The organism is Caldithrix abyssi DSM 13497, assembly GCF_001886815.1.
Lineage (GTDB): Bacteria > Calditrichota > Calditrichia > Calditrichales > Calditrichaceae > Caldithrix > Caldithrix abyssi.
Map to the genome: position 1 here is coordinate 2,435,408 of NZ_CP018099.1, position 17,557 is coordinate 2,452,964.

Here is a 17,557-nt window from a genome sequence, read left to right on the forward strand (position 1 = left end):
GGAATAGAAATGTCTGTAAAATCACCGTATAATTTTGTACCAATTTCAAATCGAGTCGTTGCGTATGAGAAACCTGAACAAGTATTACATGATATACCGTTTAGCGATGGTTTAAGCGGATATATTGAGGTAAAATTGATTACTCAAACTCCAATTTATATCAGAAATTCTGGCAATAACAACAATGATTTTTTTAATGCTCACATTGGAAAGAATAATACTGTGTCTCGTATTATCCCTGGTACCTCCCTTAAAGGAACCATTCGCAATGTTCTTGAGATTATTTCTTTTAGCAAATTAAATAAGGTTACCGATCATCGCTATTCCATTAGAGATCTCTCTTATTCAAAATATCAGTCAAAAATGACGGAAAAAGTCGCGGGTGTGATCCATCCTAAGGTCAAAGCCGGATGGATATCACAAATGTCGACTGGAAATGGCATAATATGGAATTTAACCCCTTGCAAATATGCGCGTGTAGAACTTAAAGATTTAGAAACCTATTATTTTAATACGTACCATAATAATGTTAGATTAAATGATCGTATGTCTTCAATTGTCAAATATCAACGTTGGGGCAATAATCTTAACATCCAATTTGATTATAAGGAGGGCGATTATCAACACTCTCCGGGTAAAATACATTATAAAAAAGTTACCACATTAGGTTCAGGAAAATATTCCGGCACCATTGTGTTTACCGGACAGCCTTTTCGTAGAAATGAAAAGAAAAGAAAAGGTAAGCACATGGAATTTATTTTTTTTAATGATGGTAAAACCTCCTACGATGTAACGGCTTTGAAAAAGGATTTTGAGTTTATTCACTCCAACGAAAATGAAGAACCCAATGACGAATGGAAGTATTGGAAAAAAAAGCTTTCCATAGGCGAACCGATGCCTGTATTTTACCTGGAAGATGAAAGTGGCAATGTTGAGTCCTTTGGTCTGGCTATGATGTATCGATTGCCTTATCCTAACAAAATTTCTGATGCCATTCGAAATTCAAACGCAAAGCATTTTCCTAAAAACAACGAAAAGTATATCCCGGATTTGTCCGATATGCTGTTTGGGTTCACGCACAATATTAACGGTAAAAATCTTGCATTGAAAGGGAGAATACAGTTTGGTCATTTATTTGAAACAAAAGAGTCTGCGCAAAGCACCAATGCATTAGGCCCTATCACGAAAATTCTTGGCTCTCCAAAGCCGACGTTTTATCCATATTATATCCAACAAAAAATTGACAATAATCTTCAAGTGCCAAAAAAAGGAAATAAATACGACTATAAAACTTTAATGGACAATGATGTAGAGCTTAAAGGGTGGAAAAGATACCCTTCAGAAAATAATCAGCCAGATTTAAATAGCATGCCAGCCGGAAATACGACTACTACTTTCGAGCCAATTGCCAAAAACGCTGAATTTTTTGGAAAAATTAAATTCTTTAATTTACGTCCATTTGAATTAGGCGCACTACTATGGGCAATTAGTTTTGGGAATAATTCTTCATGCCAGCATAAAATTGGTATGGGCAAACCTTTGGGCTTTGGAAGAGTATTATTGGAAACATCGGATTTAAAAATATTTTATGATAGAGAGGCACATGATATTTCTTATTTTTTAAAGGAATTTGAGAATTACATGAATCATAAAATACCAAACTGGAGCCAAACAGAGCAAATCAAGGAATTGATCACTATGGCTGACGTTAGTTATCGGTCTAATTATGCTTCTGAATATCCTATTTTGGATCCAGATACAAATACCAATGAATTTGTAAGAGAAATTAAGAATAGGGGCTATGCTTTGCCCAAATATTCTCAAGATTCCAGCAAAGATACTAATATCAAAATTCTAAGTTCCGAGAAAATTAGGCAACAAAAACAAGTGGAGCAGAAAAAGAAAGAGGCAATATCAAAAAATCCTGAAATTGATAAAATATTAAACTTAACCAATAGCGAATTGAAAGGTTACATTAAAGATGAAAGTATATCATTGCATGACAAGAAAGTATTATTCGATGTATATCCTTTGTTGCCAAAATCGAAGCAAAAAATAATCATGGATAATTTGCATAAGAGAAAAGGAGCTATATTTAAAATTCTGGTTGCTCTAGAAAATCAATTTGGTCGAACTTTTCCAAGAAATTAAAAGCAATAGATTGTCGCGATAATTTTTTAACTCCTATTTTGATTTTCAATAAATAGCGAGAATTTGGAGCAAAAAATGGAAAACCTCAAAAAAATCCTCATTACTGCTATCGGGGCGCCAAAAAATTACCAACAGGTCACATGGGACGAAAAACCCGATCCCATCAAAACGCCCTTCCCCTTCTTAGCCGTGGCTTCTAAGTGGAACGTCGATCATATCCTTTTGTTAGGCACTAAAGAAGCGTTAGATCAAAACAGAGAACATTATCAACAATTGTTAGACGAATTAGAACGATTCGGCCTTAAGAACAGCCTAAGCGCTAAAGAAATTGGCGCGCTAAACACCAGAGACGAATTCTGGAATGCATTTACCGAAGTGGTTTCCAATCGCTTGTTTAAAAGAGAGGAAATCGATCTTTTCATCGACCTGACCTTCGGCTACCGCGTGCAGCCCATACTCATCTTTTTAGCCGCCTATTTCTTGCGCGAAACCAGACCAAATATCCATCTTAAAAAAGTTACTTACGGAATTAAAGAAGCCGATCCGCCGCACATCCTGGACATGACAGAACTTATCTACCTGTTGGACTGGCTAAAAGCCGCCCAATTGTTCATCCATGGCGGCTCCGCTAAAGAACTGGTTCTGCGCATCAAAACCATTACAAATGACCAGTTACCTAAATTTGTAGAGAGTTTTGAAGACTTTACCAATGCCTACGCCTTTAACTACGTTAGTTACCTGAAAAAGAAATCAGAAAGATTTTTAACCGCCAAAAATAAGGACGTTAAAAAATTCCTTAATGAAAACTATCCGGTTTATTCGCAGGTGGAACCCTTTATCCACGATTTCCTTAAAATCTTTAAAAATAAAGACCAGCTCTCCTTGCAACTCAATATCGCCAGAAGAAATTTTGAAGAAGGCGCTTACGCCCGTAGCGTTCTTATCCTGAGAGAATGCTTCATCACTCTTTTTTGTAAAGTTCTCAATCAAACCAAAAATAAATTCCGGCAAAAAGTGGAACTTGTGCTGCTTAACCGCGTCTATTTTGCCCTGTTTGACGAACAAAAAAGCATTAAACTTAGCGTAGAAGAGAACCGTCTGGCTCAAGAGACCTTTCGTATCCTGAACGAGGCGATTCCTGAAAAAGAACTGCAAAGGTTTTACCGGCTATGGGGAGAAATCCGCGATATTCGCAATGCTGTGGGACACATTAAAAATTTCAACAAAGGCGAAGAAATCGATTTTGTTGAACTTAAGAATTACCTGGATACCATCCTGCAGGAGAGCAAAACAATCCTCTTAAGCTTTGTCAGCCATCTGGATACCAGGCCGCAGGTTAAACATACGCTGCAAAACCTTTTAAGCGAAAAAGAGGAAAAGCGATTGTTTGTAATCGTCAACGAAGGCATTCATCCCATTTTGCCCGCCCTGCGTCAGAAATATGGCAATAACATCAAATACAAAATTTTAACCGCCGGCAATGTAGATCTTGACATGGAAAAGACCGTCGCTCAACAGTGCAAAAAAATTGCGGAAGAGTACCACGATTACCAGATTTTTCTGGTGCCCGGCGGCTATTCTTATCTTTCCATTACCGCCTATGGCGTTTTTCAGCAAAGTATGGGCCGCCATCCCATCTGGCTGCAATACGATCCCGGGCAAAACCGTTATGTGGAAAAGAATCTCAGTCCGCGCCGCCTGCTGAATGGGGGAGGGGAATAATGACTTAAAACATCCAATGCTTTTACGCAAGATTTAAATAAACTCTGGATTTTTTAAACTACCAGAGCGCCAAAAAGACAAAAGCGAAAAGGACTGAAGTTTAAATAATTAGAAAATGCCAGAAAAATCACACTAATACGTCGCCCGATAAATGAAGGATTTTTCAAAAACTGCTTAAAGTACGCCTTGAAGTCTCTGTAACGCTTCCTGATTGAAGGCGCGCGTCATTAATAGTTCAATTTAACAAAATCAGGAAATTTAACATGCATGAAGCGCGTATATCCATCACTCCCTTTTGCAACTACAAATGCTTTTTTTGCCACAACGAAGGCCTGGCCAAAAAAGAAGGGCGCAAACCGCAAGCGCAAGACCTGCGCTTCTTGATCTCCCGCTTGTTGGATTACGGATATAACGACCTTACCTTTACCGGAGGCGAACCCTTCATCTACCCCGATGTTTTAATGGAAACCCTGAACTGGTTGCAAAACGCCCACGCCGACCGCCTGCCCTCGGTAACCATTGTTAGCAACGGCTCACTGGTACAGGAAAACCATGTGGTGCAAATCCTGAAATATCCGAAAATCAAATTCCATATCTCTCTTCATACGGCCAGTGACAAAAATTACCAGACCATCACGCGCCAGAAGCGCCATTCTTTTTCTACTATTTTAGAAACCCTGCAATTACTGGCAGAATACAGAGCGCATTTCAAAATCAACTACGTGCTTTTGCGCGGGGTGAATAACTCGGAACCGGCTATCTGGAGCGCGGTGGACCTGGCCGCGCGCTATTGTGCCCGGGCCATTAAATTTTTGGAATTATTGGTGATGGAAAACAACGAGTGGTTGTATCCCTATTTTTTTGATGTGCGATCGGCCGAAGCCATCATAAGTAAAAGAGCGCTCCATCTTCAAACGCATAATCGTCGAAAGGTTTATCGCCAAAAGGGCCTTGCGCTCGATATCGAGTTACAGCAACTGACCTGTAAAATTGGCTGCGCAAAGTGTCTGGAAAATCGCGATCATACCTTTAGCGCCGCTTTGCAATATTTTCCGTGTATGGAAGCCTCTGATGTTTATTATGATCTGAAAAACGTGGCTCTGGCGCGGGCTATAAAAGAAGGCAAAAAAATCATCGTTAATCTGGCACAAAAATACGGCAAGCGCTCGCCGTCGCTTATTCAGGAAACACGCTACACCAAAAGCCGCAAAGAGCTCTTTTTTAGTATGGCCGGCGCGAACTTTGAGCTATTTTTAAAGAAGAACAACGGCCGGTTACTGGAGCAAAAACAGTTTAACGACTGGTATTACCGTCCGCGTACGGCGGACTCAGTTTGGGAGAGCAAGCAACGCGTCATTAAAATACGGCAGCATGTAACCGATGAGCGCCGGGCAAAGATCATCGGTTGCACCGTGATCATGGATGAAATAGAAGGTCTGCTTTTTCAAAGAACCCTTTATCTTGAAAAAGACCGGGAGATTTATGTGTGCGAATTAGAAAACGCCCGTAAAATAATGGAAGCGCTGGACATGGTTTGCTGGTTTCAGAACGACTTATTGTTAAAAGTATATCTGGTGGATGGCGCGGAGGTCACCGCCAGCGCCGTAGGAGGCGGGACGGTGATTGTTGGCCTGAACGCGCAAAGCTTTAGCTCCGAAATAGAGATGAAAGCCTGGCTAAAAAAACATGGATTAGAAACGCGCGGTGAAAAATTATTAAGCCTTTTGCAGAAATTTTACAGAGCGGTTGAAAAAGGTTTGCAATAGAAAAAAAATCGTTGTAAATTAAGATAAAACAGAAAGAAAGAGGGCGCTGAAAAATTGCCTAACGGTACAGGGAGGTTTTGGCCTTCTAAAAAACAATGGTTTAGGTCGATTTTAGGTCAAATATGGCAGAAAGTTTACAATCAGAACAAACAGGTTTTGAAAAAGTGCCCCGCGAGGCCTTGTGTATCAAGGGCTGAAAAGTGGAGGAGTCGGAAAGTACCCCGTTATTCAGAGGGGATTAAGACTAAATTGACTGTTAGATTCCTGCAGTTCGTATCCGTTTTCCTGTCGGAAAGTACCCCGTTATTCAGAGGGGATTAAGACCCTATAACTGCTCATGCCCAGTCGTAGGCTCACCTGACTATCTGTCGGAAAGTACCCCGTTATTCAGAGGGGATTAAGACACTATCTTTATAGACCTGTCAGGAAAGGTCTGAATCTGTCGGAAAGTACCCCGTTATTCAGAGGGGATTAAGACATCCATCGTATAGTTCCTTTCAACTTAAGTTTAACAAATAAAGTCGGAAAGTACCCCGTTATTCAGAGGGGATTAAGACTTTGTTCTTATTGTATTGGCCATTGCGACCAAAGTTTTGAGTCGGAAAGTACCCCGTTATTCAGAGGGGATTAAGACCTTGCTTGAACGACTTTCATCTTTTGAATATTTCATTTTTGTCGGAAAGTACCCCGTTATTCAGAGGGGATTAAGACTTTATCTCCTGCCATTGACTCGAGCCATAGCGCAGGCAGCTACTGTCGGAAAGTACCCCGTTATTCAGAGGGGATTAAGACACTTATTGCGATAACCGCTATCGCTAATAGAATTAAATAAGGTCGGAAAGTACCCCGTTATTCAGAGGGGATTAAGACAAAAGAAATCTTCTAATTTCATGTTTATTTCCTTTCATCTTTGTCGGAAAGTACCCCGTTATTCAGAGGGGATTAAGACATTAATGGGACACTTTTGAATGTCTTGTCTCCAATCCTGACTGTCGGAAAGTACCCCGTTATTCAGAGGGGATTAAGACTTCACCGTAGCCGGGATTAATGGGACACTTTTGTAGGTCTTGGTCGGAAAGTACCCCGTTATTCAGAGGGGATTAAGACTGGTTGTGGTTATAATAAGGATATGACGAGTTCCTCGTCATGTCGGAAAGTACCCCGTTATTCAGAGGGGATTAAGACGGGATATTTTCTATTTGTTATTTTTTATTTGCTATTTAAAATTTGTATCGTGGTAATGAGCGGTTTTCCACTTTGGTATTAGTCAAATAGAAAATCTTAAATAATAATTAACAAATAATTGCCTCGTTATTCAGAGGGGATTAAGACGGGATATTTTCTATTTATTATTTTTTATTTGCTATTTAAAATTTGTATCGTGGTAATGAGCGGTTTTCCACTTTGGTATTAGTCAAATAGAAAATCTTAAATAATAATTAACAAATAATTGCCTCGTTATTCAGAGGGGATTAAGACGGGATATTTTCTATTTATTATTTTTTAGGCTCTACTGGGATTTTTGTGAAAAACAAAAATAATCCTTAGATTGAGTTTATGAAAGATAAAGAATTATTTAAACAGATTTTGGGACTTTCGCATCCCTGGGAAGTGTCTAAAGTTGACTTAGATATTGCGAATGAGGAAGTAGAAATAGAGATTATCTATAAGTCAAAAAAAGGTTTTTGTCCCGAATGCGAAGTGGAATATGATATTTATGATCATCGCGAAAAACGTCGTTGGCGGCATTTGGATACATGCCAAATGAAGACCTATATTGTCTGCAAAGTTCCCCGCATTAAATGCAAGGAACACGGAGTAAAAACGATCAAAGTTCCTTGGGCAGAAAAGTCGAGTCGAACGACTTTATTATTTGAACGTTTTGCTATTGAGTTATTACTGGCCTCCAAAAACCAGAGCAAAACGGCACAATTTTTACGGATCAGCTTTGATATGCTTCATCATATAATGAGCAAAGCAGTGGAACGCGGGCTATCACGCCGAACGGAAGAGGACATTAAATATATCGGGATAGATGAGAAGAGTATGAAAAGAGGTCATACTTATGTAAGCGTATTATCCGATAGTGAAAGAAGACGTGTAATAGATGTAAGTGAAGGTCGCACAACAAGCTCTGCCAGTTCCTTAATAAACAAGGGATTAACAGAGAAACAAAAGGAGGGCCTCAAAGCGGTCAGTATGGATATGTGGAAAGCTTTTATTAAAGCTGTTCAAAAGGAGCTTCCCAATGCTTCCAAAGTGCATGACAAATTTCATATAATGAAGTATTTAAATGATGGAGTGGATAAAACCAGACGAGAGGAAGCCCGTAAATTACAAAAATCTAATGATAAAACCTTAGTGAAAAGTAAATATTTATTTTTAAAGAATCCGGAAAATATGACGGACAAGCAATTATCGCGTTTCAGAAAAATTCAAGAACTTAACCTTATCACTTCCCAGGCTTGGGCGGCCAAAGAGAACTTCAAAGAATTCTTTAGGAGTGAAACAATAAATGATGCGAAATTCTTTTTTGCGGAATGGTATCAGGATATTAAGGGACGTTCTTTAAATAAAATGATTAAAGTAGCAAAAATGCTCATTGCTCATTCAGATGGCTTATTAAACTATATAAGATATCAGATAGATAATTCAGTAGCCGAATGGTTGAACGGCAAGATACAGGAGATAAAAACAGTTGGTAGAGGCTTTAGAAAATTTGAAAATTTTAGGATAGCAATACTTTTCTTTCTTGGTAAATTAGACCTTTTTCCACAGGAATCCCAGTAGAGCCAAATAAATTTTATTAAAAAAGGCAAAACCATGCTAATTTGCCATGCTTTAATTGAATTTAATTATGCTAAGAGAAAAATTAAAAAGGATAATTCTCCAATAATCAACTGCTTAATTAGCGATATTCCGGCGGCAATATACATCCTGGTAATGGACTCTAAGCTTTTGCTCGTGCTAATCATGTTTAGTATTTCGCATAAAATTTTAAAAAATAAAGTTTCATATGAACTCAAAACTATCATAAGGAGAGCTTTATGAATGCTCAATACAAAATCCCGACTATTCTCCTGGGTATTGGCGGGACCGGGGGGCGGATCGTAGACCAATTAGCCGGAATGTACTACCGGCTTGAAGAGGAACATCGAAACAATATCCCAACTGAATTCCTGGTGCTGGATACCGACGTCAATGATATTAATAGAATCAAACATATTGAACCGCAAAAAGTATTTAGAATATCACGCAACTATTCTATAAAACAGTACATAGAATTGCATAATAATGGGCGAGATATCGAAGGCTGGTTCCCGATCTTATATCAATACCTGCACAACAAGTCAGTATTGGAGGGCGCCGGTCAAATTCGCATATTAGGAAGGCTGGCCCTGTACGCCATGTTTGAACAGCCGGGTTTTGAAGAGCGCGTTGCAAGCGAAATTCGAAATACGTTACGACAATGGCACGGTCAATTAGGGAATTTGCGTATTTTTTTGATCGGTTCCATTTGTGGCGGAACAGCCTCGGGTATTCTCATTCCTCTCACCCTGTGGTTGCACAAAGAATTTAATGCCTTGCATCCTCAAATCAAAGGGGTCTTCTTTTTGCCGGGAATTTATACCAATGCCTATAATCTTCCCATTAATCAACATGAACGTCTGCGTGTAAATGCTTATGCGGCGCTTAAAGAAATCGAAAATATGTTCCGCTTTATTTACGGTCTGTATGATCGGGATCAAAATGGCCTAAAACCTCGCCCCCTCCATTTCGACTTTCACCCCCAATATCGGAACTTTCAAATCACCAGCAATCAGCAGTTGTTTAAAATGGTATATCTGGTGGATTTTGAAAACATGAAAAACCAGCACCTGGTAAAAAGAGGCGAAGAATATGAGAATCTGGTGATTCACGGTATTTTCAATCAACTTTACACGCCAATCGCCAGCGCTCAGGGTTCTATTGAAGATAATAATATCATTCAAACTCTACAGACTTTAGGAAAACAAAAGTTAACCAATATTTATTGTACATTTGGCGTGGCGGCCGTGGAATATCCTTACGACGATTTGCTAAACTATTTAGCGCATCAATACAGTATTCGCACCATCTCCGAAAACTGGCTAAAGATCGATCGAGAATTTGAAGCGCGCAAAAAAAATTATGATATGCAGCGCCAGCAGGGCATTTTAAATCTTCCCGAACTCCGTTTAGAAAAAGAATATGTCTCCATTTTCGAATCCTTCAGCCAGAATGATACATTTTTTAATACTATTTCCAAGCGATTTAACATACAGGTGGAAGGGACAAACCTTACTGTTAATCAGGCCGATCATTATATTGAAGCTCTGGAAAAGCATCTATTAAACGAGCTACGGACTAATGAGTTGTATTTTAACTTTGCGTACAAGTATGCAAGAGGTATTGACGCCGAAACCCTGAAAGAAGAAGCAGACCCCGCGGATGCCATTGCTACTTTTGAACAAGATTTTGAAGAAATGAGACTCAAATTGAACCGCCCTGGCGACCAGGTGAGCGATATGGTGTTTAGACAATCTGTGTTGGTGGGAGAAGAAACTCCGGATGGCCAATTGTTAGAAATTCATTTGCAAAATTACATTCGAAAAGACTCACCTCATCCCATCGGGGTGCGTTATTTTTTGTATAAAGTAATGCTAAATTTGGAATCAAAAATCGAAAATATTGAAAAAGAATTGTTGCAATTAAATGATCAATTTAATTGGTACCAATATAAGGCATTTGATGATCCTGAAACCGAAGAAATCGAAAACGCCACCATGCGTTTTGATAGGATTCGCAATTCTGGTCTTATAAAACGTATGTTGAAGATTAATAAATTCTTAGAGAATTACAGCAATGAGGCAAGCAACCATATCCACCATTTAAAAAAGTACATGGAAGAATATGCTTTGCTGAAACTCTTTAAACGGATCTACGAAGAAGTGGATAATATTGTCGAAGAATATGAGACTTTTTTTGATTCTTTACCCACTCTCATTCATCTGGTGCAGGTAAAAATTTCAGAATTAGAAAACATGCACGATGCGCGCCAGAAAAATTCATTTAAACATTATATCTTTGCCAGCGCAGAATTGAAAAGAAAATTATGGGAGCAGGAGAAGTTTCGTCTGACCACCTTTAATGATCCTAAAATAAATCATGAAATTTATGAGTTACTTTTTAAAACCTATTATAACCGTTATCGTTCATCGTTTACTCTCTCGCGGCGACGTAAAATCCACTCTACCTATCCCCACAAATTCATAGATATTTTAATCCCGCGTTGTGTGGATGTGGTGCGTTCCTCAATCGGCGGTAATTATAATTTAAATTTTGCTGAAATTTTCAGGAAACGAATCGAATTGGAGAATCCCGACATGGAACCTCAGGAAATTGAAAGACTATACATCCAGGAAATTAAAATGCTTCTCAAATCCCTGTTCAACAGGGCAGAAGGATTTTTGCAGGTAGTGGATGACCGTAATATACAGACGATGATTTTTTTAGGAATTCATGAAGATGTTTTAAACTACCTGAGAAATACCATAAACGATTTCGATGCATTTATCCAGCAGGAAGCCGGTCAGCAAACCATATCGGATAACTTTTTTAACAATAGAATTATCCAGGCCTATCGCGTTCGTTACGGAATTACGGCTAAAGACATGGCTCGCTTTCATTTTAAAGATGGCGAATATTACCGAGCCTATCAAAAGTGTATTAAGAACATCTTTCAATCAGATGATCCTGAAGTTTTTCCGAATGATGTGTTGCCGCATTTAGATAAAAACTGGCATAAATATGGCTATTTGCCCGGCATATTTGAAGAAGAAATCGATCTTTACAACCGAATGAAAATGACGGCGATTACTGCGGGAAGACTAACTGACACCATCAATATTCAAAAGAGCCACCGTGCGCAAAATGAAATAATTGTAAGATGGCAGTGGCCGGGAGAACTGCTGCAAGAAAGTTTTATGAAAAAAATATCGCCTTCTACTTTTTGCATGATCCATTACTGGCTGGATGATCATGCAGGCTATATTCCCAGATTTCTGGACGAATTTAAAAATTGGGTTTTTAATTCAAACACCTATGACGAAAAAATATCTCATTTTCTACGTGTGTGGAAAGAACTAATGAAAAGCCTTCAGGAAGAACGAGGCAACTTAGATAATCAAACGTTTATTTACAACCTGGCGAAGCAGCTTTTGCCGATGTATAAGTATTTGGTAATGAACCAGGAAGGAATTTCGGATGACGAAAAATTCAAGCAATTCAACGCAGGACTTCAAAAATTTTCGGATTTACTCAACAAAAATACAAAGCTCCATCAGGATGAAAAAAACAATTTAACGAACATGATCGAAAGCGTTAACACGGCAGATGTAAAAGAGTTAGAGACGATTTTAACTCAATCGGAAATTTTACTTTAAGAAAAGCCAATGCATATTCACATTATCAATCAGAATACAGAATCACCGTTGCGGGCACAGGGGCTTCTCATTCTTTTTGGGCTGCTTAAAGAGAATCCGGAGAAAATCACCATTCTGGATGAGACATTAAAAGAATGGGAATGCGCGACAGATGAAAAACTGTTTTCGGTTGTAGGATTGCCGCGCGAAAGACATGTGGAATACCTGCGTCTGAGAATTCTAGTGGGCGAAAGTCAGGTCAACCTGTGGATGCTCCCTTCCGGGAAAAATAACCCTGATATCATAAACGCTATTGCCAGCGATCTTAAACCTATTAACAACAGCCAACAGGTAATCAACATTTTGTTGGCGCAAAATTATCCTTCCCAAAATATTCAATTGCCCGTAGTTGAATTTACTGATAAGAAAAATTTATTGATTTTTATTATAGCGCTTTCACAATGGCTTTTGAATGATCAGGAAATAGAGGATGCAGATAAATTTAATATTTTGGAGCAATTGATACCGACACAATGTTGGGAATTAATAATAGAAAAAGGGGGCTTGAACCCTCAGGAAATTTATAATGCGTATGAGGAGATCAAGCAATTGGCCTCTGATGAAAAAGAAGAAAAAGAAATTCCGGATTCTTTCTGGCAACCGGTCGACACTTTGGCAGCCCCGGTTAATAAGGAAGACTGTCCTATGAATACGTTAAATTTAAACGAATCGCAGGCAGCATTAGCAATCAAAAATCCTCATGAAGCATCCAGGCTGAATGATTGGTTCAATTCAGTGCGAGAGGAAATATTAAAAAACATTAAACAGAATACGCACAAACTGGGGGAGTGCTTTCAAAAGCGTTATGAAGAAATTATTAATAAAAACGACCCTTTAATTCTTCAAAAAAATGAAATCGAGTCCATTTACACACCTCAAAAATATCAGACCCTATTTAATGAGATCGAAAGGCGCCAGAAAAATCTGGAAGCTGAACAAAAAGAAAATTTGCCCATTAATTTATTTAATGAAGTTCAACAAAAAATCGAACAGTTAGAACAACGCATGTTTCAGGCGGTCAATACTATCAAACGCACTATCCCTGAACGTAATATCGTAATTCCAGCTGCCCTGTCTATTTTGTTAACCATTCTGTTCTTCGGAATCCCTCTATTTTTAACAATACCGGATGCACGACCACCCATGGAATGGAAAGAGTTAAAAATGGACCTGGTTTGGCTTGGCGCTCTATTGTTATTAATATCACTATTTGCAGTTTATATCTACAAAAAAGAAAAAAAGAAGATCGAGTCCGAAATTAATGCCTTAAAAAATCAATTGCAGGCCATTCAGGAAAAATTAACTAAATTGTATGAAGCACATGCCAAAGCCCATACCTTGCAAATGCAATTAAATATACTCCTGCAATTAAAAGAAAAATTGTTGGAACATAAACAAAAGATGGAAGTGATTTCACAGAAAAAGAATGCGCAAATGACATTGCTGAACGACTGGCAAACAAATATTATACGTCCATTGGAAGAAGAGATTAATTCTGTTTCTAAAAAAAAAGTGGTTTCTCAGCCTTCTCCATTGAAAGTGTTTTTGCAGAATGGGGCCCAAAATACAAACATTGAAATGACAAGTGATTTGATTGTTTCTACGGCCCGCCAAAATACGTTGTTAATTAAGCTTGAAAAAGCAAACAATGGGAGTTCATGAGTGTGGATGTAATTCTCATAGCCATTACGCTGGTAATACTTTTGATGTTTTTTTTAATCAGGTCTTATCGCAATCCGCACCTGCATTTTTTCCCCATGATTGCGGCGTTAGTAATCTTTAGTTTTTCTTTTTGGGGCGCAGAATCTTTTAATGAGCTTTTCAATTGGTTGGACAGACAATTACAAATCCATCTGGGGATTGTACTTCCTGCTTTTTTTTATAATTTTGCAATCTGGTCTGTAAACCTGATGCTCCTCATATTATTATTAATCGTTCGGTGGATACTCATTATATTAGAAAAAATTTTACAGAGATTAACCGCGCACAAGTTGTCTTTCCCCGCTTATTATACGTATGGAATACGTTATTATTTACTAAAACGATTTAATGGAATTAAGACCGTTTTAACCGGAGGCTGGATTATCATCAGCGGATTTGTTCTTCTGGGAATCTATCTTTCAGTAAATGGTACCTTGAATTTTTTCCCTCTGCTACTATGGGCGCCCCTTGTGGCTGTTGTGTATGAAGCGGCTGTTTATTTTTCCGGCGAGATTCGTTGGATCGACATGCGTCTGCCCATTTCTTTCGAAAAGCCTGCCTTGCGCTGGATTGATACCTACAATAAAATTTTTTCCATGTACAGGGAGCATTTCGATTCACATATCCTGTACCATTTAATATATCGAAAACAATATATGAAGAATACGAATCAGACAAAAATTATCAGTGAACTGCAGGAGCAGGATGTTTTAATTACCGATCCGTTTAACGACCGGATATTATCCGTAATTGCAGAAACGATATCTTATTATCTCTCGCATGGGAAAAAAGTTATCGTTCTTTCACATCATGAACACTCTTTGCAAGAATTTTACCACTCTATGAATCCCGTTTTAGAGAACGAGTTGTATATTTATTCGCGGGACATTTATTTTAATCAACCGCTAATCGATCCTCTTTTGATGGCCTACCGCATCTATTTCATTACCTTTGACAAGTGGGAAGACTGGATCGATACCGACAGGTGGAGTGCATTGGCCGCCAATACCGGTCTGATGATTGTTCTTCATCCTGGCCAGATGTACCCGGAGCTTCATGCCCAAATCGCTCAAATATTCAAAAAAAGTGATTTGCCCGAAAGACTCAGAATGTTGATTATTGCCGAAAAATGGCAGAATATCGAAGAGAGCGTGCGTTTATTGTACCGCCGTCGCAGGCTACTGGAAGTGCAGTCTCTGCAGTCCAATACATTTAAACGTTATTTGATTTTATGGGAAGGACGGCAAAATTATCACCAAAAAGTTTTCTTGAATGTCAATTATTTACCACCTCCTGCAATTTTGAGCCTTGTTCCTTTACATTATGGCATTCCATCCATCTACTGGCTTGATGCCGGTGATTTTGAACGTGATAGCATCGAAACTCTGGAGGGGGCAATTCGCCAACAAAACGCACAGATAAAAAATTTGAACAATACTTCCGTAAATGTGGATAAATTTTGTCTCCAATCTTCATGGCGTGTATGGAGAACAGGCAGCAGCCGCTTTAGTTTTATTTTCGATAGATTTTTCAATTTGCCTTTTCTGCTCAACTATCTGGAAAAGCATGGCGCTCTGGAACTGGAATTTATCAATATTTTATCAGACCAATACTTACTCCGCTCCTATTTTTTGGCTAATCTAAAATATTTTCTTATTACGCCACATCAGGAAGCTTTATTCCCGATTACCACCTGGCCTTCTACCTCTGTTAAACAAGTTCTCATCTCCTTACTACGCACCCTGTTGCATAAATCCCTGACTGAACCAGAGCTGGAAAGCATGTTTTTTTATGATAAATCATTCTGGGATAAAGTTTATAAATTTATTGATCCAAATTCGGATAAACCATTTGAATATAAGGCCCATAAGCTAAATCAACTAATCGCTATTTTTATTGAGAATGGAAATGATACGCAACTTATCAAAGAACATTACCAATGGGATGACCAAAACCAGGCGTATGTTAAATATTTCCCCGTGATCCAGGTAAAAGAAGACCAACTCATACCAAATAAAGATTTTAGCTTCCATCTGGCAGGGGATACTGATAAAAGAGAATTATTATTCAAACACATTATTACACTGGACAATATTATCTATCATTTGCACCTCAATCAGATCATTATTTTGCATTTACCCGACCAGCAGAAGGATGATGTCAAGGCTTATCGCATTGAAAATATTGATGTCGATCAGCGCAAGGTTTTTGTGCAACATCAAACACCGCAGTCTTTACAAATCCTGATTCCATCCGTGGAATTCAGAATCGAGGTTAATATTCCCTTTGAGGAAACCAGTATCATAATACAGTCCAAAACAGTTGAGTACAGGCAGTGGCTATGTCGTTACACACGCAAGGTGCGAAAAGTGCTAAAGTTTGTCGGAGAGCCCACTCTCTTGCCTAAAGAATTTCAGATACTTGATGCGAAAAATGTTTATCCGCAAAGTTTGCTCGAAAAAAACTTTCCCATTGCCCGGGCGCTTAGTATCCACCTGCAATTAAAGAGCGCGGGGTCATCCCACGATTTTAAACGCATCGCTTTTACGCTTAGCCTCCTTTTACAAAAAATGCTAAAAAGTCTCTTTCCCAGCGCCTTTCCGCAATTAAAAGTTTTTTCGCCACAGGCCTGTAATTTGTTAAACCAGCAAAAAGAAGAATATCCAATTGGGACAGGTTTGCATCTTTTATATCCGGTTGTAACAGATAAGGGGGACAAATCCTTTCCCGTTTCCGGATCAATAGATATCTGGATTTTGGAAGAAAGCGAGATCGGGTTGGGCGTGTGCGAATATCTTTATAACAGCAAACTTTCCAATTTGTGGGATATTTTAGAAGATTTTCTCTGTTTTATGAAAGAAAACGACGTTGCCGCAGATGACTTATATTTTCATGTGAGCGGAGACGAGCGTGACCAATTTCCTTACGACTTTGACGGCACCCTGGAAATTGTTTCCGAATTGAACGCCAATAACGCTAATTCTTTAAAGCAGCGACGCGCCCTGTGGGACACAGCCCGTGCAGACCATTTTCATATCATTAACTTGCCCGACCGGCTGCAGGCTGGCGTGGAATGCGATTTTTGCGGTATAAAAATTGGCGAAAAATCTTATACGGAGCTGGAAGATGGGCGAACGCTCTGTGAAGAATGCCAGAAGACCGCTGTGATGACCGAAGATGCCTTCAAAAAAATTATGAAAACGGTCTATCGGGATGTGGAACAATATTTTAGCATCCGCTTACCCAAAATCGCTCAGATTTCTGTGATAAATACGGCCGATTTACAACAAGTTCTGGGAAAGACCTTTATTCCCACTCCCCAGTACGATCCACGCGTTGTGGGCGTTGCCATTCACCAGCAAGATGATTTTATCATTATGATAGAGAATGGAGCTCCGTACTGGAATACATATTTAACCTTTGTTCATGAAATTACCCACATCTGGCAATTTATTTCTCTGAAAAATCTCAATGAAATTCCTCTTGAGTTACTGGAAGGGCATACAACGTACGTGGAATATGCGCTGGCGCAATGGTATTTGCGCAAACGAGAAGATGAAATTCTGCAAAGAATTAAAGTCCAGCTTGATACCCGCCGTCAACAACAGGGAGATGTGTATGGCGTGGGACTTCAGTATTTTCTGCAGCATGTTCCCAATAATTACAATCCATATTTCTATATGTTAGAATTGTTTGGTCGGCAGGAGTATTAAA

Annotated in this window: 7 protein-coding genes and 1 CRISPR repeat array; all 7 genes read left to right on the forward strand. The window is 38.9% G+C overall.

Going from position 1 to position 17,557, the window contains the following annotated elements:
• The first annotated feature begins 9 nt into the window (after nucleotides 1-9).
• The 7 genes from Cabys_RS09505 to Cabys_RS09540 all read left to right on the forward strand — a co-directional run bounded on the left by Cabys_RS09505 (nucleotide 10) and on the right by Cabys_RS09540 (nucleotide 17,556).
• Nucleotides 10-2,151: a TIGR03986 family type III CRISPR-associated RAMP protein gene (locus Cabys_RS09505; RefSeq protein WP_006930118.1), complete on the forward strand. Its 2,142-nt coding sequence runs from the start codon at nucleotides 10-12 to the stop codon at nucleotides 2,149-2,151.
• 75 nt (nucleotides 2,152-2,226) lie between these two features.
• Nucleotides 2,227-3,873 (forward strand): TM1812 family CRISPR-associated protein, encoded by a 1,647-nt coding sequence (locus Cabys_RS09510; RefSeq protein WP_006930119.1) that lies wholly within the window; start codon nucleotides 2,227-2,229, stop codon nucleotides 3,871-3,873.
• Nucleotides 3,874-4,136: 263 nt separating this feature from the next.
• Nucleotides 4,137-5,639 (forward strand): radical SAM protein, encoded by a 1,503-nt coding sequence (locus tag Cabys_RS09515; protein ID WP_006930120.1) that lies wholly within the window; start codon nucleotides 4,137-4,139, stop codon nucleotides 5,637-5,639.
• Nucleotides 5,640-5,847: 208 nt separating this feature from the next.
• Nucleotides 5,848-6,824: a CRISPR direct-repeat array (repeat unit 37 nt; unit sequence GTCGGAAAGTACCCCGTTATTCAGAGGGGATTAAGAC).
• A gap of 372 nt (nucleotides 6,825-7,196) precedes the next feature.
• On the forward strand, nucleotides 7,197-8,429 hold the full coding sequence (locus Cabys_RS09520) for an ISL3 family transposase (protein ID WP_006929616.1): 1,233 nt from the start codon (nucleotides 7,197-7,199) through the stop codon (nucleotides 8,427-8,429).
• Nucleotides 8,430-8,686: 257 nt separating this feature from the next.
• Nucleotides 8,687-12,103, forward strand: a complete 3,417-nt coding sequence (locus Cabys_RS09530) for a tubulin-like doman-containing protein (protein ID WP_006930123.1) — start codon at nucleotides 8,687-8,689, stop codon at nucleotides 12,101-12,103.
• Between the two features lie 9 nt (nucleotides 12,104-12,112).
• The gene (locus Cabys_RS09535) at nucleotides 12,113-13,804 is read left to right on the forward strand and encodes a hypothetical protein (RefSeq protein ID WP_006930124.1); all 1,692 of its coding nucleotides are present in this window, start codon (nucleotides 12,113-12,115) and stop codon (nucleotides 13,802-13,804) included.
• Nucleotides 13,801-17,556: a hypothetical protein gene (locus Cabys_RS09540; RefSeq protein ID WP_006930125.1), complete on the forward strand. Its 3,756-nt coding sequence runs from the start codon at nucleotides 13,801-13,803 to the stop codon at nucleotides 17,554-17,556. The genes Cabys_RS09535 and Cabys_RS09540 overlap by 4 nt, the downstream gene beginning before the upstream one ends.
• The last annotated feature ends 1 nt before the right edge of the window (nucleotide 17,557 follow it).

Bases quoted from the DNA above. Each gene is read 5' to 3' on its own strand.
- Cabys_RS09505 (WP_006930118.1), top strand. From the start codon at position 10: ATGTCTGTAAAATCACCGTATAATTTTGTACCAATTTCAAATCGAGTC.
- Cabys_RS09510 (WP_006930119.1), top strand. From the start codon at position 2,227: ATGGAAAACCTCAAAAAAATCCTCATTACTGCTATCGGGGCGCCAAAA.
- Cabys_RS09515 (WP_006930120.1), top strand. From the start codon at position 4,137: ATGCATGAAGCGCGTATATCCATCACTCCCTTTTGCAACTACAAATGC.
- Cabys_RS09520 (WP_006929616.1), top strand. From the start codon at position 7,197: ATGAAAGATAAAGAATTATTTAAACAGATTTTGGGACTTTCGCATCCC.
- Cabys_RS09530 (WP_006930123.1), top strand. From the start codon at position 8,687: ATGAATGCTCAATACAAAATCCCGACTATTCTCCTGGGTATTGGCGGG.
- Cabys_RS09535 (WP_006930124.1), top strand. From the start codon at position 12,113: ATGCATATTCACATTATCAATCAGAATACAGAATCACCGTTGCGGGCA.
- Cabys_RS09540 (WP_006930125.1), top strand. From the start codon at position 13,801: ATGAGTGTGGATGTAATTCTCATAGCCATTACGCTGGTAATACTTTTG.